We start from the raw sequence: 22,864 nt of genomic DNA, 5'->3' as shown, positions 1-22,864 counted from the left end.
TTATTCTCGTGAGAGTTATGACTCAAAAACCTTTGCAAAGTTCACCGTTGCGATGAATTAATCAACGCTCAAATGTTACGAGGCTTTAGCAGTAACCGCTTCAGGTGCTTCAATAATCTCTTTTTCAGCATCTTTAAATAACCCTGTCGCCCCTTGAGCATAATCTTTTGGTTGCTGCTCTTGTGAGTTCTCTTTTTCATCAGAGTGCTGAGCGATGGTTTTTACAAAGGGGTTCTCTTGCTCAGGAGTATTGGGAAGTAACTCAGAAGATGTTTTCGCCATATGTTGATATAGCTTAGTGTAATCTTTTCCGAGTGTATCAAGCATCTCTGCTGATTGCGCAAAGTGATCAGCAAGTTCCTGACGTTGTTGTTCTAAAGCAAATTTTGCAGAATCGAGTTCTTTCTGCATCACTTTCTGCTTCTTATATTGAGGGGTAGTTAGTCGAGAAATCACAATTCCTAAAATTGCACCAACTAGCAAGCCAACAATGGCGTAAATCCAAGGCATAGTCGCTCCTTATTGTTGTTTTTTAACATGTATTTTACCGTTTGGTTACACATGTCCCGTTCACATGGTACTATGAGTGCTCAAGCCAATAAAGAAAAATACATGTACGCTGTGATAGCTGTTTGACCTCGACCTTATTCTGGTAGTGCTCCTATGACCCCAATACAAAAATATGAACAAGACATTCTGCAATTAGGTTTCCTGCGGGATCCCGCTCAAGAGAAAGCCGTTGAAAGCTTAGATGTGTTGTTTCATGACTTTCAGACGTATTTAAATACACCAGTGATCCAACCTAGTCGGTTTAAAAAATTACTGGGGAAATCGGCGACTGAGCCAATGCCTCCGCAAGGATTATATTTTTGGGGTGGCGTTGGGCGTGGTAAAACGTACTTAATGGATACTTTTTTTGATGCTCTGCCTACTGAGCGGAAAATGAGAGTGCACTTTCATCGATTTATGTATCGAGTTCATGATGAGTTAAAAGCATTAAATGAGGTAGAAAACCCTTTAGATAAGGTAGCCGATGCGTTTAAAAAAGAGGCTGAAATCATCTGTTTTGATGAGTTCTTTGTGAAAGATATTACTGATGCAATGATTCTGGGCACTTTGTTAAAAGCACTGTTCGAGCGTAAAGTTATATTGGTCGCAACCTCTAACATCCCACCTGAAGATCTTTATCGTAATGGTTTACAGCGTGCTCGTTTCCTTCCTGCGATTGAGTTGATTCAAACACACTGCCAGACATTAAATGTGGATAGTGGCGTTGATTACCGTTTAAGAACATTAGAACAAGCTGAAATCTATCACTACCCTTTGGATGAACAGGCGAATAGTAATTTGTTCCATTACTATCAGCAATTTGTGGGAGAGGGTAAAGCGAAGTTACAGCAAGTTGAAATCAATCATAGAACTATTGATGTTATCGAAGCGAGCGATGGTGTATTGCATGCTACCTTTGAGCAACTGTGCCAATCGGCTCGTAGCCAGAATGATTACATTGAGTTGTCGAAAATCTACCATACCGTGCTTCTTGCGGATGTTCTTCAGATGAGCACAACGATTGATGATGCAGCAAGGCGATTCATTGCGTTAGTGGATGAATTCTATGAACGTAACGTGAAACTCATTATTTCAGCCGAAGTGTCGATGGAAGTGCTTTATACCCATGGGATTTTGGAGTTTGAATTTAAACGTTGTCAGTCGCGATTAATCGAAATGCAGAGTCATGATTACTTAGCAAAAGAGCATTTAGCGTAAGATAAAGAGAAGAACTCGATCACGCTTACCTTATAAGAAGAAAATAATTCGTGATTATGTTCAAAAAGAGATGATTTTTTCTTCGCTCTTCTCTATAATCCTGCGACCTACCGTTACTGCGGGCCTCTAGTTATGAGTCAAATCTGACTAAGCCAAGAGTCTCCAACACTCGAAGGGGTGATGACTGGGTACTCTTAGACAGTGGGGACAAATTTATTTTGTTCCTTTAAGTGTAAATTTTTTTAATAGGTAATTATTAGCATGAAAACTTTCGTTGCTAAACCAGAAACTGTAAAACGCGACTGGTATGTAGTAGACGCTGAAGGTAAAACTCTTGGCCGTCTAGCAAGTGAAATTGCATCTCGCCTTCGTGGCAAACATAAAGCTGAATACACTCCTCACGTAGACACTGGTGATTACATCATCGTTGTTAACGCTGAGAAAGTTGCTGTAACTGGTAACAAAGCTAAAGGTAAAGTGTATTACCGTCACTCTGAGTTCCCTGGTGGTCTTAAATCTATCACTTTTGAAAAGCTGATCGATAAGAAACCAGAGATGGTTCTTGAACTTGCAGTTAAAGGTATGTTACCACGTGGCCCTCTAGGCCGTGCTATGTACCGTAAGCTTAAAGTTTACGCTGGTACTGAGCATAACCATACTGCTCAACAACCAACAGTATTAGACATCTAATCGGGGATCTTGAAAATGGCAGAGAATCAATACTACGGCACTGGTCGTCGCAAAAGCTCAGCAGCTCGTGTTTTCATCAAACCGGGCAGCGGTGAGATCGTAATCAACAAGCGTAGCCTTGATGTTTACTTCGGTCGTCCAACTTCTCGTATGGTTGTTAAACAACCTCTTGAGCTAGTTGAACTAACTGAAAAACTTGACCTTTACATCACTGTTTCTGGTGGTGGTATTTCTGGTCAAGCTGGCGCAATCCGCCACGGTATCACTCGCGCTCTTATGGAGTACGATGAAACTCTACGTCCTGCTCTACGTGCAGCTGGCTATGTTACGCGTGACGCTCGTTGCGTTGAACGTAAGAAAGTTGGTCTACGTAAAGCACGTCGTAAACCTCAATTCTCTAAGCGTTAATTTTTCTTTTACAGAAAAGTTCACGCTCCAGTTTTATTACTGGAATTGTGGTTCGAAGCTCGGCTATATGCCGAGCTTTTTGTCGTTTAAGCATCTGCTAAATCCTTTTCCCCGTTCAACTTCATTTCTTATTCTTAGAATTTTGCCTCTTTTGTGACCTCATAGGCGATTTACCTTACGATTGTTACAAAAAGGTAGCTTTATCTTGTCAAAAAGTAGGGTTTTATTTATCATTTCGCATTAATAAATAGAACTAAATTTATACTTTTGTTAGCCATGCTCTGTAAGCGGAATAATAATAATCCAAAAGGAGCAAATGGGAGAATGTTTGGATGAGCAACGCGCCTTTAAATAACGGTCGTAGACGTTTCTTAACCGCAACAACAGCAGTTGTTGGTGGTTTGGGAGCTGCAGCGGTAGCCGTTCCTTTTATTAAATCATGGAATCCGAGTGCTAAAGCGAAAGCGGCAGGTGCTCCGGTGGAAGTTGATGTTAGTAAACTTGAAGCAGGTCAGATGGTTCGTGTTGAATGGCAAGGTAAGCCTGTCTGGGTGGTTCGCCGCGCAGAATCAGTGTTAAAAAACCTTGATTCAATTAATGAACAGTTACGAGACCCTTCATCAACGGAAGAACAACAGCCTGAATATGCTCAAAATGCTTACCGCTCAATTAAGCCAGAGTTTTTCATTGCCGTTGGCTTTTGTACACACCTAGGTTGTTCGCCTACTTATTTACCTGATTCTTTTGCGGAACAAGTTCAAGGTGTCAAATCTGGATTCTTCTGTCCATGCCATGGTTCTAAGTTTGATATGGCTGGCCGAGTTTTCCAAGGAGTACCAGCACCGTTGAACCTCGTTGTGCCTAAGCATATGTATTTAAGTGATACGACGATCATGATCGGTATTGATGAGGGAGATGCGTAATGCAAGGACTACTTGATTGGGTCGAAAAACGATTACCAATGATGGATGCTTATAAAAAGCATCTATCAGAATATCCAATGCCAAAAACGTTCAACTTTTGGTACTTTTTTGGTTCATTAGCAATGCTTGTTTTGGTTAACCAAATCTTAACTGGTGTATGGCTAACAATGAACTACGTACCATCTGGTGAAGGCGCGTTTGCATCGGTTGAATATATCATGCGTGATGTTGAGTATGGTTGGTTGTTGCGTTATATGCACTCCACCGGAGCCTCAGCATTCTTTGTTGTGATTTATCTACACATGTTCCGTGGTCTTATCTATGGTTCATACCAGAAGCCTCGTGAACTCTTGTGGCTATTTGGTATGTTGATCTTCTTAGTGCTGATGGCTGAAGCTTTCATGGGTTACCTATTGCCATGGGGACAAATGTCTTACTGGGGAGCTCAAGTTATTATTTCGCTATTTGGTGCAATTCCAGTGATTGGCGACGATTTAACGCTTTGGATCCGTGGTGACTACATTATCTCTGGTGCGACACTAAACCGTTTCTTCGCCTTGCATGTAATTGCGCTGCCAATCGTTCTGTTGCTACTTATTGTATTGCATATCCTTGCGCTGCATGAGGTGGGTTCAAACAACCCAGACGGAATTGAAACCAAACTTCCTAAAGGTAGTATGGGCGACGATTACAAAACGCAATTCAAGTTCCACGAAAACTACACTAAGAAGTACGACATTATCGACTCTATTCCATTCCATCCTTATGGAACGGTTAAAGATATGGTCGGCATTGCTGGGTTCTTGTTCTTCTTCTGTTACGTTCTGTTCTTCAACCCTGAAATGGGCGGTTACTTCCTAGAAGGACCAAACTTTGAAGCTGCAAACCCGCTGAAGACTCCTGAACACATTGCTCCTGTGTGGTACTTCACGCCGTTCTACGCAATTTTGCGTGCGGTTCCAGATAAACTCATTGGTGTTATTGCAATGGGCGCATCGATTGTTGTGCTATTCCTACTACCATGGCTTGATCGTTGTAAAGTACGTTCATACCGTTACCGTAGCAAACTGCATCTAATTAACATTATTCAATTCACCATCAGCTTTATTGCGCTGGGTATTTTAGGTGCACTGCCTGCAACGCCGACATATACACTACTGGCTCAAATATTTAGCTTAGGTTATTTCATGTTCTTCGTTCTGCTTTTCGTTTACAGCAAAAATGAAGCGACGAAACCATTACCAAAGAGGGTGAAATTCAAATGAAAAAATGGATTGTAATACTATTTGCAATGCTGCCATCTTTAGCATTAGCTGCTGGTGCAGGTGTTCACTTAGATAGTGCGAATAATGATATGAGTGATAAAGCATCACTACAAAATGGTGCGAAGCTTTTTGCTAACTACTGTCTTGGTTGTCACTCAACTCAATACCAACGCTATGAACGTGTTGCGACGGACTTGGGCATTCCTGCTGATTTAATGAAAGAGAATCTGATTTTTGACCCTGAGACAAAAATCGGTAGCTTGATGGTTAATTCAATGCCACCAAAACAGGCCGCTAACTGGTTCGGTGCTCCGCCACCAGACTTGACACTGGTGGCTCGTGTTCGTGGTACGGATTGGCTATACACTTATCTACGCTCTTTTTATGCAGATCCTTCGCGTCCATTTGGCGTGAATAACACTGTATTCCCAAGCGTTGGTATGCCACACGTTCTTGAAGAGCTTCAAGGTATCCCAAGTGCCGTGTTTGAAACGCATATGGTTGATGGTGAAGAAGTTCAGGTTATTGTCGATATCGAGACAGACGGTACTGGTGAACTAAGTTCAGGCGAGTATGACAATGCGGTTCGTGATTTAGTGAACTTCCTTGAGTACTCGGGTGACCCTGTTCAATTAGAGCGTCATGCGTTAGGTTGGTGGGTAATGGCTTTCTTAGTATTGTTCACTATCGTAGTGGTATTACTGAAGAAAGAGTATTGGCGTGATGTGCACTAATTGTGCTATCATTTCGTGCTAATTATTAAATGTGCAATGGAGGCTTAGCCTCCATTGTTTTTTTATCTGTAACTGCCGGAGGCTCCATGGCTGTAGCTGCCAATAAACGTTCTGTGATGACTCTATTCTCAAGTGCATCTGATATGTATAGCCATCAGGTTCGTATTGTTCTAGCTGAAAAAGGCGTAAGTGTTGAAGTTGAACTTGTTGATGAAGCAAATTTACCAGCAGAGTTAATTGAACTTAACCCTTACAAATCAGTACCGACTCTGGTTGATCGCGAACTAGCGTTATACGATTCAAAGATCATCATGGAATATCTAGATGAGCGTTTCCCTCATCCACCATTGATGCCTGTATATCCAGTAGCTCGCGGCAATAGCCGTCTAATGATGTACCGAATTGAACGTAACTGGTACTCAGTTGCTGAAAAAATCGTAAAAGGCAATGCTGAAGAGTCTGAAGCGGCACGCGTTAAGCTTCGTAATGACCTTCTAACTCTTGGTCCTGTTTTCGCTGAATATGCGTACTTCATGAGTGAAGAATTTAGCTTGATCGATTGCTACCTAGCTCCTCTATTATGGCGTTTGCCTGAACTAGGTATTGAACTTATTGGTCCTGGTTCTAAAGAACTTAAGATTTACATGAACCGCGTATTTGAACGTGATTCATTCTTAGCATCTTTAACTGAAGCTGAACGTGAGATGCGTTTAACTCACTAACGGTCGAGTTCATGGATATCGCAAAAATGACACCACGTCGTCCTTATATGCTTCGAGCATTTTATGACTGGCTGGTTGATAATGAATTAACACCGCATGTTGTGGTTGAAGCCACTCTTCCTGGGGTTCGTGTTCCAGAAGAGTTTATTCAAGATGGTCAGATCATTTTGAATATTGCGCCTCGCGCGGTGGGGCAGTTAGAGCTAGGTGATGACGCTATCACCTTTAATGCTCGTTTTAGTGGTCGCCCACACGTAGTGATTGTACCTTTGTATGCTGTTCAAGCTATTTATGCTCGTGAAAATGGAGCAGGAACGATGTTTGAACCAGAAGAAGCGTACATGGAGGCATTGGAAGAAGGGATCGAAGAGTCACCTTTTGAAAATGATGAGGCTCCAACACTAAGTGTCGCAAGTTCTGAAATCGAAGAAGGTGAAGCACCTGAACCTGATTCAGAGCCACCAAGACCAAAAGGCAAGCCAAGCTTAAGAGTCATTAAGTAAATTCAGGTGAGAGTATTTACCTGGATATAAAAAAGCAGCGATAAGCTGCTTTTTTTGTGTCTGAAAAACACTGATGAATCATTATTCTGTCAGTATTATTCTATCAGCATTAGTCTGCGGTGGATGCCGTGTCTTCTGCGTACTGAAAAGCTCTAATAACTTGTTTGACGCCAGAAATGTTACGTGCGATTTTTGTCGCAATATCAGCTTGTTGGTGAGAGACGTAACCTAACAAGAATACCTCTTTATCTTCAGTAATGACTTTTATTTTGACCCCATTGAGTTCTGAATCGGTTAACAGAGCAGATTTAACTTTAGTGGTGATCCAGCTGTCCGTACTCATTTCGGTGACGCTTAATGGCGTTTTCACTCTGACTTGGTTATGGATAACGTTCACGCCATCGATAGCTCGAGCCTTATTTTCAAAGTTATTTAGGTACTCTGCAGTGCTTGCTTGCCCCATTAAAACAACAGTACCGTGATATGAACTTGCGGTGATACGAACTTGCCCTTTAAATGGCGCTTTATTGCCAATTGCTGCGATTTCAAATTCAAGATTATTATCTTGCCAAATCTCTTGGGTGCTTCGTGTGTCGGTCACTAAATTTGCAGTTGTGGCGGCTCCTGCAATGAATAATCCCGCACAGCCTGTTAAGTTGAAGGCGATCAGGATGAGGCTAAATGTTTTTAGTAAGCGCATGATTTTTCTCTCTACTCTTCATGAGCGGGAAAAAGAACTTGATCGACAAGATCGCATAAGCAATGCAATGTGACCATATGAACTTCGTGAATTCGAGCGGTACGATGAGATGGTATTCTGATTTCAACATCGTGTTCGCCAAGTAGGCCGGCCATTTCGCCCCCATCTTTGCCTGTAAAAGCAATGATAGTCATATCTCTAGTTACAGCCGCTTCCATTGCTTTGATGATATTTTTGCTGTTACCGCTAGTTGAAATAGCGAGTAGCAAATCACCCGGTTGCCCAAAAGCTCTCACTTGCTTCGAGAAAATTTCTTCATAGTGGTAGTCATTAGCGACAGCGGTAAGCGTGGTTGTGTCAGCTGTAAGCGCCATCGCAGGTAGGCTTGGACGCTCTGTTTCAAAGCGATTCAGTAGGCATGAAACGAACTGTTGTGCGTTTGAGGCTGAACCACCGTTACCACAGCAAAGCACTTTGTTACCATTGAGCAGACTTGCGACCATCGCTTGTGCTGCGTGAGTAATGGCATCGGGTAGCGCTTCTGCTGCTGCAATTTGAATTTGAATACTTTCTGTAAAGCTTTCTTTAATGCTGTCTAGCATCGATTATCCTTGGGTAATAGCGTTTTTTATCCAATCAATATTGTGGCTATTATTTTCAATAGCAACAACATCAAAACGAAAGTTAGTTGAATGAACTGAAAGGTTCTGTTGTAGCAACCATAAATGTGCTGTTTTTATCAGCTTGTGCATTTTTTTTTGTGTCACCATTTCAGCCGCATGACCATAGTGAGTGTTTTTACGAAACTTTACTTCGACAAATATGATCGTTTGCTGATCTCGCATTATAAGATCGATTTCGCCACATTTCGCTGTGAAATTTTGTTCGACAAAAGTTAAGCCCTGGCTGCATAAATGCTTTTTTGCCAGAGCTTCATATTGGTTTCCTATCTGACGGCGGCTAAAGAGCCCCATGTTCTGCCCAGCTAATTTCGCTTTGCACAACACATTGCTCGTTAATACTCAGAACGCCTGTCTTACCTTGAATGCTGTAGTTATCGACCACTTTCATTTGTGGGAGTTCCCCCATCAATTGATACGCGTCCATTCCAAGGGCTTGAAGACGTTTTTCAGGGTTCAAATGTTTAGGCCATAATGTGTCTAATTGAGCTTCAAGTTTGCTGTCATCACTGATTAGCATTGGAATATCACTATAAATCACGCCAGTAAGATCTTCATACTGCTTTTTGCCGCTGTGACTGCTTGAGTTAGAAAATAGCTTAGGCTGTTTTGTGTCAGGGTTAACCGCAACTTCAATAAAAGGTTTAATCAAGGTTAGCTCTGAACCCTTTGCCACAATATAAACAGAGTCGATATCACGACGACTTCGGGCTTGAGTCTCCATATCTAAGTTCAACAAAGTATCCATCTGAGCGATGCGTTGCTGGCTCTCTTGCAGACCGAAAACCGAGTTGATATTTCGTTGTAGTTGGCGCTTATCACCGAAAAAACTTACTGCAACTTTGTTTTTGCTATATTTTTTCCACTCGGTCTCGAATGCATTGAGCACTCGATCTCCTAGCTTACCTTTAGGCGCTAGAATTAATGGATATTGATAGCCTTGAGTAAATAGGTGTTTAGCCGCTTGAGCAACCTCTTGTTCTGGTGACAAGGTTAGGTAGCAAATGTCAGTTCCATTCTCAATTTGTGAAGGAATATTTAACGCTAAAGCAGGGATCGGTTTGTCGACGTGTGATTGCGCTTCCTGCAATCGTTCGATATTACTTTTAATCAGCGGACCAACGATAAAGTCGACGTTGTTATTGACGAGAGTCGCTTTGATCTCTTGAGCTGTTTGAGTATTGGTATCAAGAACGGTCAGTGTCGCATTAGGATCTCGATTCGAATCTTCCATCATCGCCATGATAAATCCATCACGAACCAGTTGAGCTTGTTTCGCGTATTTGCCTGACAATGGCAATAGCAGTGCGGTGCTAACGGGTTGCACGATCTCTAACTCTAAAACTTCTTGAATAGCTTGCGGAGTGTAGATCGCTGAAGGGTGATCGCTATTTTCGGCTAACCAGTGTTCCAGAGTGTTTTTAAGCTGAGGAATATTTTCATTGAGTGTTTTCATGTAGATAGCAAGTTGTAGCCAGCCATCTAATACGAACTCATTTGGCTCAGCAATGAGCGATGTGATCTCATATTGCGAGTACTGGTTGAGATTACGCCAAACTTGATCTGCAATCGCCGCTTGCTGCTCTTGTGGCATAAGTTCAGAAGCCAACACTAATTCACGGCTTGCTTCAAAGTATTGAGCCATCGCTTCTAATAGCTCTGCTCTTAATTGGTGATAATCTTTCCACTGCTCATCAGGCAGTTGCCACCACTCTTGAAAGTTCAGCAGCGCATAGGCTTGAGTTGGCTGAGCGTTGTTATTAAGAAGGGTGGAACGAGACAGTTGCCATTCCGCTTGCTGAACTTGAGAAAGGTTCTGTTTGGCAAGGCGCTTTACTAAGTGCGATGCCTGCTCACTATTTTGAGCTCGAATGGCGGCTTTCAACCCCATGATGAGCCAATCATTTTGCAAGCTGCCTTGAGTGCTATCTGCTTGCATAATGTAAGATTGTGCCGATTGCGTCGGATCTAAGGTAATATCCACGTAAGTCGGAGCAGCAGGCTTAGAAGAACAAGCTGCTAATGTAATTGCTAATGCAATTGGCGTCAGTAAGCGTGGTACACTAATTCTCTTATGGTTCATCATTGCCATGAGTTCTTTATAATTCCGTGTAAAATTGTCTCTATATTAATCGTTGAAGTGATGGTAAACAAATGACAGATAACAAAACCTTGCCAGCTGAGATCCCAACTCTCTATATTGTACCCACCCCAATTGGTAACTTGGGTGATATAACCCAACGCGCCATCGAGGTGCTATCGAGTGTTGATATCATTGCTGCGGAAGATACTCGCCACACAGGTAAGCTACTTGCACACTTCAATATTCCAACTCGAACGTTTGCTTTACATGATCACAATGAGCAGCAAAAAGCTCAATTACTCGTCAATAAGTTGCTTGAAGGACAGTCTATCGCATTAGTTTCCGATGCGGGAACCCCTTTAATCAGTGATCCAGGTTATCACTTGGTAACAAAATGTCGTCAAGCGGGTGTTAAAGTTGTGCCCTTACCCGGCGCTTGTGCAGTGATCACCGCGTTGAGTGCTTCAGGTCTACCATCTGATCGCTTCAGTTTCGAAGGCTTTTTACCCGCGAAGAGCAAAGGACGTCGCGATAAATTTTTAGAAATTGCAGAAGCTGAGCGCACTTGTATTTTCTACGAATCTCCACATCGTATCACGGATTCACTGCAGGATATGCTTGCGGTTTTAGGCCCAGAGCGTGAAGTCGTTCTCGCAAGAGAAATTACTAAGACCTTTGAAACCATCCATGGCGCACCATTGGGTGAATTAATTGATTGGATTGCAGAGGATGATAATCGAAAACGTGGAGAAATGGTGCTACTTATCCATGGTTTCCGCAGTACATCAGATGACACCATTCCGACAGAAGTCACTCGCACATTAACAATTTTGACCAAAGAGCTACCATTGAAAAAGGCCGCAGCGATGACAGCTGAGATATATAGCCTGAAAAAAAATGCGCTGTATAAATGGGGATTGGAGAATATAACCGATTGATCTGAGTGCCACGCTAAGTAAGGGTGGTTATGAATTGAGCGTTTGAGTTCTCCTGAGCGTCTTAGATCACATTTGTACTGGTAACTGTTACCTGAACCCGTTACAATCCGCCGCGGAGTTGACTGGGTAGTCGCTGCTTCATTGATGTCCTTCGGGAGACTGATGGAGGGGAGGAAAGTCCGGGCTCCATAGAGCAGGGTGCCAGGTAACGCCTGGGGGGCGCGAGCCCACGACAAGTGCAGCAGAGAGAAAACCGCCGATGGCTTAATCTTCTTTTATTCTTCGGAGTAGGGAAGTAAGCACAGGTAAGGGTGAAAGGGTGCGGTAAGAGCGCACCGGACGTCTGGTAACAGTGCGTTGCAAGGTAAACTCCACCCGGAGCAAGACCAAATAGGCTTCCACATTGCGCTGCTCGCGTAAGGAAGCGGGTAGGTTGCTTGAGCCAGTGAGCGATTGCTGGCCTAGACGAATGGCTATCACCGTGCAAGCGGTACAGAACCCGGCTTATGATGTCAACTCCACCTATTCCGAGACCCATCATTACTTCATTAGTAATGATGGGTTTTTTGCGTTTTATTGACGTAAGAAATTTTTATTGCCTTAAACTGGCGTAATGTCACCACATATCAGGCACTAGTAGTAGCGCTTAAGCGTGAAATCAGTACACTAAAGCTTTTTCTGATAAGAAATCTGCGCCTGAAAAGTGGCTTAATCCGTTCAATGAGAAGACTATGACTGAATCATTCCAACATATTTCTGTACTACTAAACGAGTCAATTGATGGTTTGGCGATTAAGCCAGACGGAACTTACATCGATGGAACTTTCGGACGTGGTGGTCACAGTCGTACAATCTTATCTAAGCTGGGTGAGAATGGTCGATTATTCAGTATCGACCGCGATCCACAAGCGATCGCAGAAGCGCAGAAAATTGATGATCCTCGCTTTACCATTATTCACGGCCCGTTCTCTGGAATGGCAGAATATGCAGAACGTTACGACTTAGTTGGAAAAGTGGATGGCGTTTTGCTTGACCTTGGTGTCTCTTCTCCACAGTTAGATGATGCCGAGCGCGGATTTAGCTTTATGAAAGATGGTCCACTCGATATGCGCATGGATCCAACGTCTGGAATGCCAGTATCAGAATGGATTGCACAGGCTGATCTTGATGATATTACTTGGGTGATCCGTGAGTTTGGTGAAGACAAACATGCTCGCCGTATTGCTAAGGCGATTGTTGCGCACCGTGATGATGAAGAGAAAGAGCCACTGACTCGCACAGGTCAACTTGCTAAATTGATTTCAGATGCAGCACCGAAAAACTTTAAAGAGAAAAAACACCCGGCAACTCGTAGTTTCCAAGCGTTTCGAATCTATATTAACAGTGAATTAGAAGAGATTGATACTGCACTAAAAGGCGCAGCGAGCATTCTTGCTCCTGAAGGCCGTCTATCAGTAATCAGTTTCCACTCTCTTGAAGATCGTATGGTGAAACGCTTTATTCGTAAAGAGAGTAAAGGGCCACAAGTACCTCATGGCATTCCAATGACAGAAGCACAAATCAAAGCCCTTGGAAGCCCAGATTTAAAACCGGTAGGCAAAGCGATCAAACCATCAGCGGATGAAGTGGATGGGAATACTCGTTCACGTAGTTCAGTGCTTCGTCTTGCTGAAAAGCTGTAACCTGATTCCGATATCACAGTGTTATGAAGCAAACATCTCCTAACTTGGCCAAAATTATCGTTCTTGACCTATTTACCGTAGGTCGAGTCCCTTTGCTGTTGTTGATGCTAATTTTTGCCAGTGCGATGGGCGTGGTGTTTGCGACTCATACTTCACGCCAAGCTATTTCAGCCAAAGATCAAGCGCTTGTTGAACGTGAGCATTTAGACAATGAATGGCGAAACCTCATGCTTGAAGAAAATGCCCTTGCTGAGCATAGCCGAGTTCAAAGAATGGCTAAGTCTGAGTTGCTGATGAAGCGGCCAGATGCGGATAAGGAAGTGGTCATTTCTCTCCAATGATATCTCCTAAAAAACCATCAGCACCTACCAAATCCAAAGCAAGCGCAAAAACCAAGCCTGAGGACTCGCCGATCCTTATTCGTTGGCGTTTTAATATTGTTCTCGCGTTTATATTCCTTATCTTTTCTGCATTGATAGGTCGTCTTGCTTTCATCCAAGTGGTTGAACCTGACAATCTTATTCGTCAAGGCGATCTTCGTTCTGTACGTGTAAAAGCCTTGCCTTCCGCTCGTGGGATCATTTCGGATCGCAACGGTGAACCTTTAGCGGTAAGTGTACCTGTCGAAGCGGTATGGGCTGATCCTGTTACTATTTATAAAGAAGACGGGTTAGCGAATAAAGATCGTTGGTTTGCTCTTGCTGATGTACTCGGCTTAGACCGCCAAGGTTTACTCAATAAAGTCGCCTCTAATAAATCACGCCGTTTCATTTACCTGCAACGCCAAGTTAGTCCTGCGATGGCGAAGTATATTCGTGAGCTAAAGATTCCTGGTATTGGGCTGAAAGCGGAATCCCGCCGTTATTACCCAGCTGGTGAAGTGAGTGCTCACCTAATTGGTGTAACCGGAATTGATGGGCATGGACTCGAAGGTGTCGAGCGCAGTTATGATAAATGGTTAACTGGAGAAGCGGGTAAGAGAACAATCCGGAAAGATCGCTATGGTCGAGTGGTTGAGAATATCGCACTTGAAGAGCGAGAAGAGGGTAAACCACTGCAACTGACCATTGATCAGCGCCTTCAAGCGATTGCTTACCGAGCGGTCAAGCAGGGAGTTGCGGATTACCGTGCCACTTCTGCTTCGGCCATCTTATTAGATGTTAAAACCGGCGCGGTACTGGCGATGGTGAATGCGCCGTCATACAACCCGAATAATCGTTCGAATTTACAAAGCTACAAAATGCGTAACCGAGTGATCACCGATGCTTTTGAACCTGGATCCACGGTCAAACCTTTTGTTGTGTTAGCGGCATTAGAAAATGGCACCGCAGACATGAATACCGTTATTGATACGGGCGAAGGGATCATGCGCATTGGTGGTAGCCGAGTCAGAGATACGTCCAAAGTGGGCAAAGCCGATCTTGCTACGATACTTAAAAAATCCAGTAACATTGGTGTGACGAAGCTGGCACTGGATATGCCTCTTGAAGCTTTGTTAGGCATGTATGCTTCTGTCGGTTTAGGAGAAGAGTCGGGTTTAAACCTTGTGGGTGAAACGTCGGGTATTTTTCCAAGCCGTCGTCGTTGGTCTAAGTTTGAAATCGCCACCCTTGCGTTCGGTTACGGTTTGTCTATTACTCCGATTCAGTTAGCGCATGCTTACGCTACGCTAGGAAATTACGGTGAGTACCAACCGATCCACATTATTGATAGTAACCAGCAAGATTTAGTACACCAAGTCGCGGATCGTGAAAACGCAAAACGGGTTTTAGAGATGCTCGAAGGGGTGACCCAGCCCGGAGGCACAGCGACCAAAGCAGCAGTACCGGGTTATCGAGTAGCTGCAAAAACAGGGACATCACGTAAAGCAATTTCAGGCGGTTATGGTGATGAATACTTTGCTTACACTGCAGGCGTGGCTCCTGTCAGTAATCCAAGAGTTTCGCTGGTGGTTATGGTGAATGAACCCCAGGGTGATCAATATTATGGTGGTTCCGTCGCTGCTCCGATATTTTCAGAAATAATGAAAAGCGCGCTACAGATTTTAAATGTAGCTCCGGATGAGAATCAATTTCAAAACTAGTCATAGTGTGACTGGTTTTACACAACATCGATATATGGAAATGGTTATGAGCTATAGCATGAGTTTGACTTCACTGATTTCACCTTGGGTTGATGTCAGCAAAACCACCGCTAATGAGGTTATCGTAACGCACTTAGAGTTAGACAGCCGTAAAGTGCAATCGGGAGATACGTTTGTTGCGATCATCGGTCACGCCGTTGATGGGCGTCAATATATAGAAAAAGCGATCGCTCAAGGTGCTAATCTTGTGCTTGCCCAAGCCGATGAACAACATCCTCACGCTAGCATTGAGACTCAATCAGAGGTGATGGTTGTCTATATTGATTCACTTAATGCTCATCTCTCTCAGTTGGCTGGCCGCTTATATAACGCGTCAACATCATCATTGATTGGTGTGACGGGGACGAATGGTAAAACGACCATTACTCAGTTAATTTCCCAGTGGCTTGAGCTTTTAAGTGTTAAATCTGCGGTGATGGGAACAACGGGGAATGGCTTCCTTGATGATTTGCAGCCTGCCGCGAATACCACCGGAAATGCCATTGAGATCCAGCATACCTTAAGTCAACTTGCTGCGCAGGGGGCGAAATATACGTCTCTAGAAATATCCTCTCATGGGTTAGTTCAAGGTCGAGTGAAAGCATTAGGTTTTTCGGCTGGGGTCTTTACTAATCTCAGCCGTGATCATCTGGATTACCATGGCACCATGCAAGAGTACGCGAAGGCTAAGTTAAGCCTCTTTACTCATCATCAGTGTCAGAACGCCATTATCAATGTCGATGATAGTGTTGGTGCTGAATGGATCGAATCGGTGCCAAATGCGATTGCAGTGTCATTAAAATCACCTTGTTCATCGCGCCCTTCTATTTGGGCGACGCACATTGAATACGCGGAGTCAGGCATTACGATCGACTTTGATGGGCATTGGGGTGAAGGGCGTTTGCATGCGCCATTGATTGGAGAATTCAATGCTTGCAACGTGATGCTAGCGCTGGCGACATTACTGTCATTGGGCTTTGATAAGCAGCACCTATTACAAACTGCTGCGGATCTAAAACCTGTACTTGGTCGTATGGAGTTATTTCAAACTCAAAACCGCGCAAAGTTAGTTGTGGATTATGCTCATACTCCTGATGCTTTAGAGAAAGCGTTATCGGCACTGCGTGTACATTGTAATGGTCAGTTGTGGGCTATTTTTGGTTGCGGAGGCGATCGTGATACAGGTAAGCGCCCAATGATGGCTGCTATTGCTGAGAAGCTCGCAGATAAAGCGATATTAACCGATGATAATCCACGCAGTGAAGACCCTGGGTTAATAGTACAAGATATGTTGGGCGGATTAGAAAAACCGGATCTGGCGATAGTGGAACATGATCGATTCAAAGCCGCTGAGTATGCCTTTACTCACGCAGGAGAGAACGACATCATTCTGCTCGCGGGTAAAGGCCACGAGGATTACCAAGTGCTAGCCCATGATACGGTTCATTATTCAGATCGTGAGACCGCTCAGTCTCTTTTAGGATTAGCGTTATGATTTCATTCTCTTTAAACCAGCTTGTCGCCGAGTTCAACGATCAATCGCTAGACGCAACTCTAGTCGGAAGTGATATCACCATCTCTTCAGTATCGACGGATACACGAAACATTGAACAAAATGCTCTGTTTGTTGCATTAGTTGGTGAACGATTTGATGCGCACGATTTTTGTCAGTCAGCGGTTAAATCAGGGGCTAAGGCCCTTTTAGTCGAGCGTGAAATCATTATTGATGATCCCGCAGTTGCCGCTCCCGCTCAAATTGTAGTGAAAGATACAAAATTGGCGCTGGGTCTACTTGGGGCTTGGATCCATCAACAAAGCAAAACGCCGACGGTTGCCATTACAGGAAGTTGCGGTAAAACCACCGTGAAAGAGATGGTTGCGAGCATTTTAATGCCTAAGGGCAATGTTCTTTTCACGGCGGGAAACTTCAATAATGATATTGGTGTTCCTCTCACCTTGCTACGCGCACAAAAAACCGATGATTACGCTGTGATTGAACTGGGTGCTAACCACATTGGTGAAATTGAATATACCACCGCTTTAGTTAACCCTGATGTCGCATTGGTGAACAATGTGGCTGAGGCGCATCTCGAAGGATTCGGTTCACTTGATGGTGTTAAGCAGGCCAAAGGTGAAATTTATCAAGGCCTAAATGCTTCGCAAACCGCGATTGTAAATTTAGACAGCAATGGTGGCGAAATCTGGGATGAGGTACTCGCAAATAAACAGGTCGTGACTTTCTCAGTAAACAATGACCAAGCGGATTTTTACGCAACGGATATCAACTTAAATGATAATGGAGAAGCGAGTTTTACTCTTCACTCTCCGTTAGGACATGCTGCCATTCAGCTCGGAATTATTGGATCTCACAATGTTTCTAATGCATTGGCTGCGGCTTGTTTGAGCGTAGAGCTTGGCGCTAACCTTGAAGAGATCCAATCAGGACTCGCCAATTTATTGAAAGTAAAAGGCCGTGTTGAAGCCGAATCACTATCGAAGAGTATTCGTCTGATTGATGATAGCTACAATGCGAGTGTGCCTGCGATGAAAGCCGCGGTTGAATTACTGGGAAGTTTCAGTGGTGAACGCTGGCTCGTTTTGGGCAATATGGCGGAATTAGGCGATGAAAGCCTTGCACTTCACCACCAAGTCGGTGAATATGCTGCCCCATTTGAATTCGAACATGTACTCACTTATGGTGAGGATACAAAGGTTATCAGTCAGGTGTGTCATGGCCTTCATTTTGATAATCATGTCAGCATGATCACATATATTAAGCAGTATCTCAGCGAACATCAGGATTCAACTCATACTCTCTTAGTTAAAGGTGCGAATAGCGCGGGTATGAGCCAAGTTGTTGCTGGACTTAAGGAGAACTTTTCATGATCATTTGGCTAGCTGAGTTACTACAGCCATATTTTTCATTTTTTCGCTTGTTTGAATATCTCTCATTTCGAGCGATTGTCAGCGTTATCACCGCCCTTAGTTTATCTTTGTGGATGGGACCAAGGCTGATCAAACGTTTACAAATGATGCAAATTGGTCAAGTGGTTCGTCACGATGGTCCAGAATCTCATTTTAGTAAACGCGGAACCCCAACAATGGGGGGCGTGATGATCTTAGCTGCTATTGTGATTACGGTTCTTCTTTGGGCTGATCTTTCTAACCCATATGTGTGGGCCGTCTTGGCGGTGTTACTGGGTTATGGCGCCGTTGGGTTTGTCGATGATTACCGTAAAGTCGTGCGTAAAAATACCGATGGCTTAGTGGCTCGTTGGAAGTATTTTTGGCAGTCAGCGATAGCACTCGTCGTGGCGTTTGCGCTTTATGCTCACGGTCACGATACGGCAGCGACACAATTGGTTGTCCCATTCTTTAAAGATGTGATGCCGCAACTTGGCCTGCTGTATATCGTACTGACTTACTTTGTGATTGTCGGAACCAGTAATGCGGTGAACCTGACTGATGGGCTAGATGGCCTAGCGATCATGCCTACGGTTTTAGTTGCAGCGGGTTTTGCCTTTATTGCGTGGGCGACAGGCAATGTTAACTTCGCCGAGTATCTGCATATCCCATATATTCCATATACATCAGAGCTTGTTATCGTATGTACGGCAATGGTTGGCGCTGGTTTAGGCTTCTTATGGTTTAACACTTATCCAGCTCAAGTATTCATGGGTGATGTGGGCTCGCTTGCTTTGGGTGGTGCGTTAGGCACAATTGCAGTATTGGTTCGCCAAGAGTTAGTTCTCGTGATCATGGGCGGCGTCTTTGTAATGGAAACGCTGTCGGTGATCCTTCAAGTCGGTTCTTATAAATTGCGTGGTCAGCGTATTTTCCGCATGGCTCCAATTCACCATCATTACGAGCTTAAAGGTTGGCCAGAGCCGCGCGTTATTGTGCGTTTCTGGATCATTTCAATGGTGCTGGTGCTTATTGGTTTAGCGACATTAAAAGTACGTTAATTATATGAGAAGCAATCAAGTCGATTGCTTCTCGTTTTCTTATTGGTAGAAGTGGTATCGACATGGCTCATTGGCAAGGTATTCATAATGTGGTGGTTGTAGGGCTCGGCATTACCGGGCTTTCAGTGGTTCAACATCTGAAGAAAACGCAGCCGCAATTGTCGCTTCGAGTGATTGACACTCGTATGAGTCCGCCAAGTAAAGAGCAACTCCCTCAAGACGTTGAACTTCACTCTGGCAGTTGGAATACCGCTTGGTTAGCAGAAGCCGACCTCGTTGTTGCAAACCCAGGTATTGCACTCGCAACACCAGAAATTCAATCTGTATTACAGCAAGGTATACCTGTTATTGGTGATATTGAGCTGTTTGCATGGGCGGTGAAAAAGCCGGTTATTGCGATCACAGGCTCAAATGGTAAAAGCACAGTAACGGATTTGACGGGTGTTATGGCAAGTGCTTCAGGCTTAAATGTGGGCGTTGGTGGGAATATCGGCGTGCCTGCTCTCGACTTGCTAAATCAAGATGCCGATTTGTATGTCTTAGAGTTATCGAGCTTTCAATTAGAGACAACCAGTAGTCTAAAACTTACCGCGGCAGCCTTCCTCAATTTATCTGAAGATCATATGGATCGCTATGATGGCATGGGGTCGTATCGTCAAGCCAAATTGCGCATTTTCAATAACGCTGAAACCGCGATTATTAATCGTGAAGACGTTCAAACCACCGCCGATCATTTTACTGGGAACATCAAATCATTTGGTTTTGATGATCAAGATTTCGGCTTGATGGTTAAAGATGGAAAAGAGTATTTGGCAGACAACGGACAAGCACTGCTTGCGGTTGATGAGCTTACTCTTGTTGGGCGACATAATGTAGCCAATGCTTTGGTGGCTTTAGCCTTATTGAAACAGGTTGGCATCGACCTATTCAGCACGTTACCAGCATTGAAGGCATACAACGGTCTCACTCATCGTTGCCAAGTGGTGGCCAATCATCGTGGAATTAAGTGGGTCAACGACTCTAAAGCGACCAATGTTGCGAGTACATTAGCTGCGCTTTCTGGTTTGGATTGCCAAGGGACGCTGTATTTGCTGGTGGGCGGAGTGGGTAAAGGCGCTGATTTCTCTGAGTTGTCTCCAGTGTTGAAAACATTACCGGTTCAATTATGTTGTTTTGGTGAAGATGCCGATGAATTTATGCCCCTTCACACATCCGCAAAAAAATATGATTCAATGCACGATATCATTAGATCGATTGAAGATCAGTTGGTTGAAGGAGACATGGTGATGTTATCGCCTGCTTGTGCTAGCTTCGATCAGTTTAAAAACTTCATGGCGAGAGGTGATGTCTTCACTGCTCTTGCTCAACAATACGCTTAGTCAGTAGTAAGGCGATGAACTTGATCAGTGTGAAGCAGTGTAAAGATAAGTGGCAAGATTGGTTCATGACGCCAACCCCCGATGCGCTGTTTGATCGTCAATTGGTTTGGATTGCTCTTGGTCTAATGCTTACGGGGTTAGTGATGGTGACATCGGCTTCATTCCCTATTAGCTCACGACTGACGGATCAACCCTTTCACTTTATGTTTCGTCATGCTGTTTTCCTCGGTTTAGCGCTCATAACATCAAGTGTGATACTGCAGATTCCATTGAAACGTTGGATGCAGTACAGCTCCTATTTGTTAGCACTCTCGTTCTTTTTACTGGTCGTGGTATTAGTGGCGGGAAAATCCGTGAACGGAGCCTCACGCTGGATCCCTCTAGGTCTGTTCAATTTACAGCCTGCAGAGGTCGCGAAACTCTCGCTGTTTATTTTTATGGCGGGATATTTGGTTCGTAAACAGGCAGAAGTAAGGGAAACCTTTTTTGGCGGATTTATGAAGCCGATTCTTGTTTTCGGATTATTAGCCGCGCTTCTACTTGGGCAGCCAGACTTGGGTACTGTAGTCGTTATGCTGGTCACCCTATTTGGAATGTTGTTCATTGCCGGCGCTAAGCTCACTCAATTTATTGGACTCGTGGTGGTAGGGATCATCGCGGTCATTGGACTGATAGCCTTAGAGCCTTATCGAATTCGACGAGTGACATCATTTTTGGACCCGTGGGAAGACCCATTTGGTAGCGGTTATCAGTTGACTCAGTCATTGATGGCTTTTGGTCGAGGAGAGTGGTTTGGTCAAGGGTTAGGTAATTCCATCCAAAAATTGGAGTACTTACCAGAGGCTCATACCGACTTTGTATTTGCCGTGTTGGCGGAAGAGTTAGGCTTTATTGGCGTAACTTTAGTGTTAATCCTTATCTTTAGCCTGGTGTTAAAAGCGGTCTTTATTGGTAAGCGAGCGTTCGAAAGCAAGCAACAATTTGGTGGCTATCTCGCATTTGGTATCGGGATCTGGTTTGCCTTCCAAACATTGGTTAATGTAGGGGCCGCTGCGGGTATTGTTCCGACCAAAGGCTTAACCTTGCCACTAATCAGTTATGGTGGGTCGAGCTTGATTGTTATGTCGACGGCGGTATCCATACTCTTGAGAATAGATCACGAATGTAGGGTGCAGAAAAAAAGCACGCCTTTAGCAGATTCAGCAGAACAAGACTTTAGCAGAACAGAAAACGATGAAAAAAAATAAACGTTTATTAGTTATGGCTGGTGGCACCGGTGGGCATGTTTTCCCTGGCCTTGCTGTTGCCAAAAAGCTTCAGCAACAAGGCTGGGAAATCCGCTGGTTAGGCACGGCGGATCGTATGGAAGCTGAGTTAGTTCCTAAACATGGCATAGACATTGATTTTATTAAGGTAAAAGGTCTACGTGGACAGGGCTTGGCTAAATTAGTTAAAGCGCCTTTCCAGATCATTAATGCCATTATCCAAGCGCGACGCCATATGAAGAACTGGCAACCTGATGTCGTACTTGGGATGGGTGGATACGTAAGCGGACCGGGTGGCATTGCGGCATGGTTGCTGGGTATTCCCGTTGTCTTGCATGAGCAGAATGCTGTCGCAGGGTTAACCAATCAATGGCTCTCTAAAATTGCCAAAAAAGTATTCCAAGCGTTTCCTGGCGCATTTCCACACGCAGAAGTGGTCGGCAACCCAGTTCGTCAAGATGTGGCTGAGTTACCTGATCCAGAAATTCGAATGACGTCACGCGAAGGTGACATTCGTATTTTAGTTATGGGAGGCAGCCAAGGTGCTCAAATTTTAAATAGAACAATGCCTGATGCACTGAAAGCGTTAGGTAATGGCTACACGGTTATCCACCAAGCTGGAAGAAATAACCGCGAGGAAGTCCTTAAGGCATACCCTCAAGAGATGACCGACAATGTTGAGGTGGTAGAATTTATCGATGATGTTGCTCAAGCTTATGCGTGGGCCGATTTATTGGTTTGTCGCTCGGGTGCATTGACGGTTTCTGAGGTCTCTGCGGCAGGTATTGGGGCGGTATTTATCCCATTTATGCATAAAGACCGCCAACAGGCACTTAATGCAGACCATTTAGTTGAGTGTGGTGCGGCTGAAATGATAGAGCAACCTGATCTGAGCGTTGCTAAGTTAACCAGCAATATCCAAGCTTTAACTCGAACAGAATTACTTGCAATGGCAAAACAAGCGCGTAAAGCTGCCAAGCTTGATGCTGACATGACTGTTGCCAAGGCTATTATTGCCTTAACTGAATAATGAGAATT

Annotated in this window: 23 protein-coding genes and 1 other RNA gene; 19 read left to right on the top strand and 5 right to left on the bottom strand. The window is 44.1% G+C overall.

Annotated elements, in window-relative coordinates:
- Positions 1 to 75: 75 nt before the first annotated feature.
- Positions 76 to 510, bottom strand: a complete 435-nt coding sequence (gene zapG, locus FCV43_RS04825; protein WP_113799470.1) for a Z-ring associated protein ZapG — start codon at positions 508 to 510, stop codon at positions 76 to 78.
- Between the two features lie 153 nt (positions 511 to 663).
- Between zapG and zapE the strand changes: the two genes are divergently transcribed.
- The 8 genes from zapE to sspB all read left to right on the top strand — a co-directional run bounded on the left by zapE (position 664) and on the right by sspB (position 7,012).
- Positions 664 to 1,767: a cell division protein ZapE gene (gene zapE, locus FCV43_RS04820; protein WP_136994170.1), complete on the top strand. Its 1,104-nt coding sequence runs from the start codon at positions 664 to 666 to the stop codon at positions 1,765 to 1,767.
- A gap of 261 nt (positions 1,768 to 2,028) precedes the next feature.
- On the top strand, positions 2,029 to 2,457 hold the full coding sequence (gene rplM / locus FCV43_RS04810; RefSeq protein WP_017051092.1) for a 50S ribosomal protein L13: 429 nt from the start codon (positions 2,029 to 2,031) through the stop codon (positions 2,455 to 2,457).
- A gap of 15 nt (positions 2,458 to 2,472) precedes the next feature.
- Positions 2,473 to 2,865: a 30S ribosomal protein S9 gene (gene rpsI, locus FCV43_RS04805; protein WP_004740758.1), complete on the top strand. Its 393-nt coding sequence runs from the start codon at positions 2,473 to 2,475 to the stop codon at positions 2,863 to 2,865.
- Between the two features lie 332 nt (positions 2,866 to 3,197).
- A complete protein-coding gene (gene petA, locus FCV43_RS04800; RefSeq protein WP_113799466.1) occupies positions 3,198 to 3,788 on the top strand; it encodes a ubiquinol-cytochrome c reductase iron-sulfur subunit in 591 nt (196 codons plus the stop codon).
- Positions 3,788 to 5,053, top strand: a complete 1,266-nt coding sequence (locus FCV43_RS04795; protein WP_017051090.1) for a cytochrome b — start codon at positions 3,788 to 3,790, stop codon at positions 5,051 to 5,053. The genes petA and FCV43_RS04795 overlap by 1 nt, the downstream gene beginning before the upstream one ends.
- Positions 5,050 to 5,787, top strand: coding sequence for a cytochrome c1 (locus FCV43_RS04790; RefSeq protein ID WP_017051089.1), 738 nt, complete (start codon positions 5,050 to 5,052; stop codon positions 5,785 to 5,787). The genes FCV43_RS04795 and FCV43_RS04790 overlap by 4 nt, the downstream gene beginning before the upstream one ends.
- 86 nt (positions 5,788 to 5,873) lie before the next feature.
- On the top strand, positions 5,874 to 6,509 hold the full coding sequence (sspA, locus tag FCV43_RS04785; RefSeq protein WP_017051088.1) for a stringent starvation protein SspA: 636 nt from the start codon (positions 5,874 to 5,876) through the stop codon (positions 6,507 to 6,509).
- A 26-nt stretch (positions 6,510 to 6,535) separates the two neighbouring features.
- Complete coding sequence (gene sspB / locus FCV43_RS04780; protein WP_170961606.1) at positions 6,536 to 7,012, top strand: ClpXP protease specificity-enhancing factor; 477 nt, start codon at positions 6,536 to 6,538, stop codon at positions 7,010 to 7,012.
- Between the two features lie 109 nt (positions 7,013 to 7,121).
- On the opposite strand, the gene FCV43_RS04775 is transcribed toward sspB, so the two are convergent.
- Genes FCV43_RS04775 through FCV43_RS04760 form a run of 4 tightly spaced genes read right to left on the bottom strand, consistent with a single transcriptional unit; the run spans position 7,122 to position 10,484 of the window.
- Positions 7,122 to 7,712 (bottom strand): BON domain-containing protein, encoded by a 591-nt coding sequence (locus FCV43_RS04775; protein ID WP_017051086.1) that lies wholly within the window; start codon positions 7,710 to 7,712, stop codon positions 7,122 to 7,124.
- Between the two features lie 11 nt (positions 7,713 to 7,723).
- Positions 7,724 to 8,314, bottom strand: coding sequence for a phosphoheptose isomerase (locus FCV43_RS04770; protein WP_017051085.1), 591 nt, complete (start codon positions 8,312 to 8,314; stop codon positions 7,724 to 7,726).
- 3 nt (positions 8,315 to 8,317) lie between these two features.
- Positions 8,318 to 8,686, bottom strand: a complete 369-nt coding sequence (locus tag FCV43_RS04765) for a YraN family protein (RefSeq protein ID WP_017051084.1) — start codon at positions 8,684 to 8,686, stop codon at positions 8,318 to 8,320.
- On the bottom strand, positions 8,673 to 10,484 hold the full coding sequence (locus FCV43_RS04760) for a penicillin-binding protein activator (protein ID WP_136994168.1): 1,812 nt from the start codon (positions 10,482 to 10,484) through the stop codon (positions 8,673 to 8,675). Before FCV43_RS04760 ends, FCV43_RS04765 begins: the two co-directional genes overlap by 14 nt.
- A gap of 62 nt (positions 10,485 to 10,546) precedes the next feature.
- Between FCV43_RS04760 and rsmI the strand changes: the two genes are divergently transcribed.
- The 11 genes from rsmI (at position 10,547) to murG (ending at position 22,856) form a co-directional block, all read left to right on the top strand.
- A complete protein-coding gene (rsmI, locus tag FCV43_RS04755) occupies positions 10,547 to 11,413 on the top strand; it encodes a 16S rRNA (cytidine(1402)-2'-O)-methyltransferase (RefSeq protein ID WP_113799457.1) in 867 nt (288 codons plus the stop codon).
- A 114-nt stretch (positions 11,414 to 11,527) separates the two neighbouring features.
- Positions 11,528 to 11,937, top strand: an RNA gene (rnpB, locus tag FCV43_RS04750) — RNase P RNA component class A.
- A 207-nt stretch (positions 11,938 to 12,144) separates the two neighbouring features.
- The gene (rsmH, locus tag FCV43_RS04745; RefSeq protein WP_136994167.1) at positions 12,145 to 13,095 is read left to right on the top strand and encodes a 16S rRNA (cytosine(1402)-N(4))-methyltransferase RsmH; all 951 of its coding nucleotides are present in this window, start codon (positions 12,145 to 12,147) and stop codon (positions 13,093 to 13,095) included.
- Between the two features lie 23 nt (positions 13,096 to 13,118).
- Complete coding sequence (gene ftsL, locus FCV43_RS04740) at positions 13,119 to 13,436, top strand: cell division protein FtsL (protein WP_113799454.1); 318 nt, start codon at positions 13,119 to 13,121, stop codon at positions 13,434 to 13,436.
- Positions 13,433 to 15,178 (top strand): peptidoglycan glycosyltransferase FtsI, encoded by a 1,746-nt coding sequence (locus tag FCV43_RS04735; RefSeq protein ID WP_017051079.1) that lies wholly within the window; start codon positions 13,433 to 13,435, stop codon positions 15,176 to 15,178. The genes ftsL and FCV43_RS04735 overlap by 4 nt, the downstream gene beginning before the upstream one ends.
- A gap of 46 nt (positions 15,179 to 15,224) precedes the next feature.
- Entirely contained in the window at positions 15,225 to 16,712 is a 1,488-nt protein-coding gene (gene murE / locus FCV43_RS04730; protein WP_136994166.1) for a UDP-N-acetylmuramoyl-L-alanyl-D-glutamate--2,6-diaminopimelate ligase, read from the top strand.
- Positions 16,709 to 18,103 (top strand): UDP-N-acetylmuramoyl-tripeptide--D-alanyl-D-alanine ligase, encoded by a 1,395-nt coding sequence (gene murF / locus FCV43_RS04725; RefSeq protein WP_136994165.1) that lies wholly within the window; start codon positions 16,709 to 16,711, stop codon positions 18,101 to 18,103. The genes murE and murF overlap by 4 nt, the downstream gene beginning before the upstream one ends.
- Positions 18,100 to 19,182 (top strand): phospho-N-acetylmuramoyl-pentapeptide-transferase, encoded by a 1,083-nt coding sequence (mraY, locus tag FCV43_RS04720; protein ID WP_017051076.1) that lies wholly within the window; start codon positions 18,100 to 18,102, stop codon positions 19,180 to 19,182. Before murF ends, mraY begins: the two co-directional genes overlap by 4 nt.
- A gap of 62 nt (positions 19,183 to 19,244) precedes the next feature.
- Positions 19,245 to 20,561: a UDP-N-acetylmuramoyl-L-alanine--D-glutamate ligase gene (gene murD, locus FCV43_RS04715; protein WP_136994164.1), complete on the top strand. Its 1,317-nt coding sequence runs from the start codon at positions 19,245 to 19,247 to the stop codon at positions 20,559 to 20,561.
- A gap of 65 nt (positions 20,562 to 20,626) precedes the next feature.
- The gene (gene ftsW, locus FCV43_RS04710) at positions 20,627 to 21,808 is read left to right on the top strand and encodes a cell division protein FtsW (protein WP_240697129.1); all 1,182 of its coding nucleotides are present in this window, start codon (positions 20,627 to 20,629) and stop codon (positions 21,806 to 21,808) included.
- A complete protein-coding gene (gene murG / locus FCV43_RS04705; RefSeq protein WP_136994163.1) occupies positions 21,795 to 22,856 on the top strand; it encodes an undecaprenyldiphospho-muramoylpentapeptide beta-N-acetylglucosaminyltransferase in 1,062 nt (353 codons plus the stop codon). Before ftsW ends, murG begins: the two co-directional genes overlap by 14 nt.
- Positions 22,857 to 22,864 lie beyond the last annotated feature (8 nt).

Origin of the sequence: Vibrio genomosp. F6 (assembly GCF_005146325.1) — a bacterium.
GTDB lineage: Bacteria > Pseudomonadota > Gammaproteobacteria > Enterobacterales > Vibrionaceae > Vibrio > Vibrio cortegadensis.
This window is presented reverse-complemented; position numbering and strand designations above follow the sequence as displayed.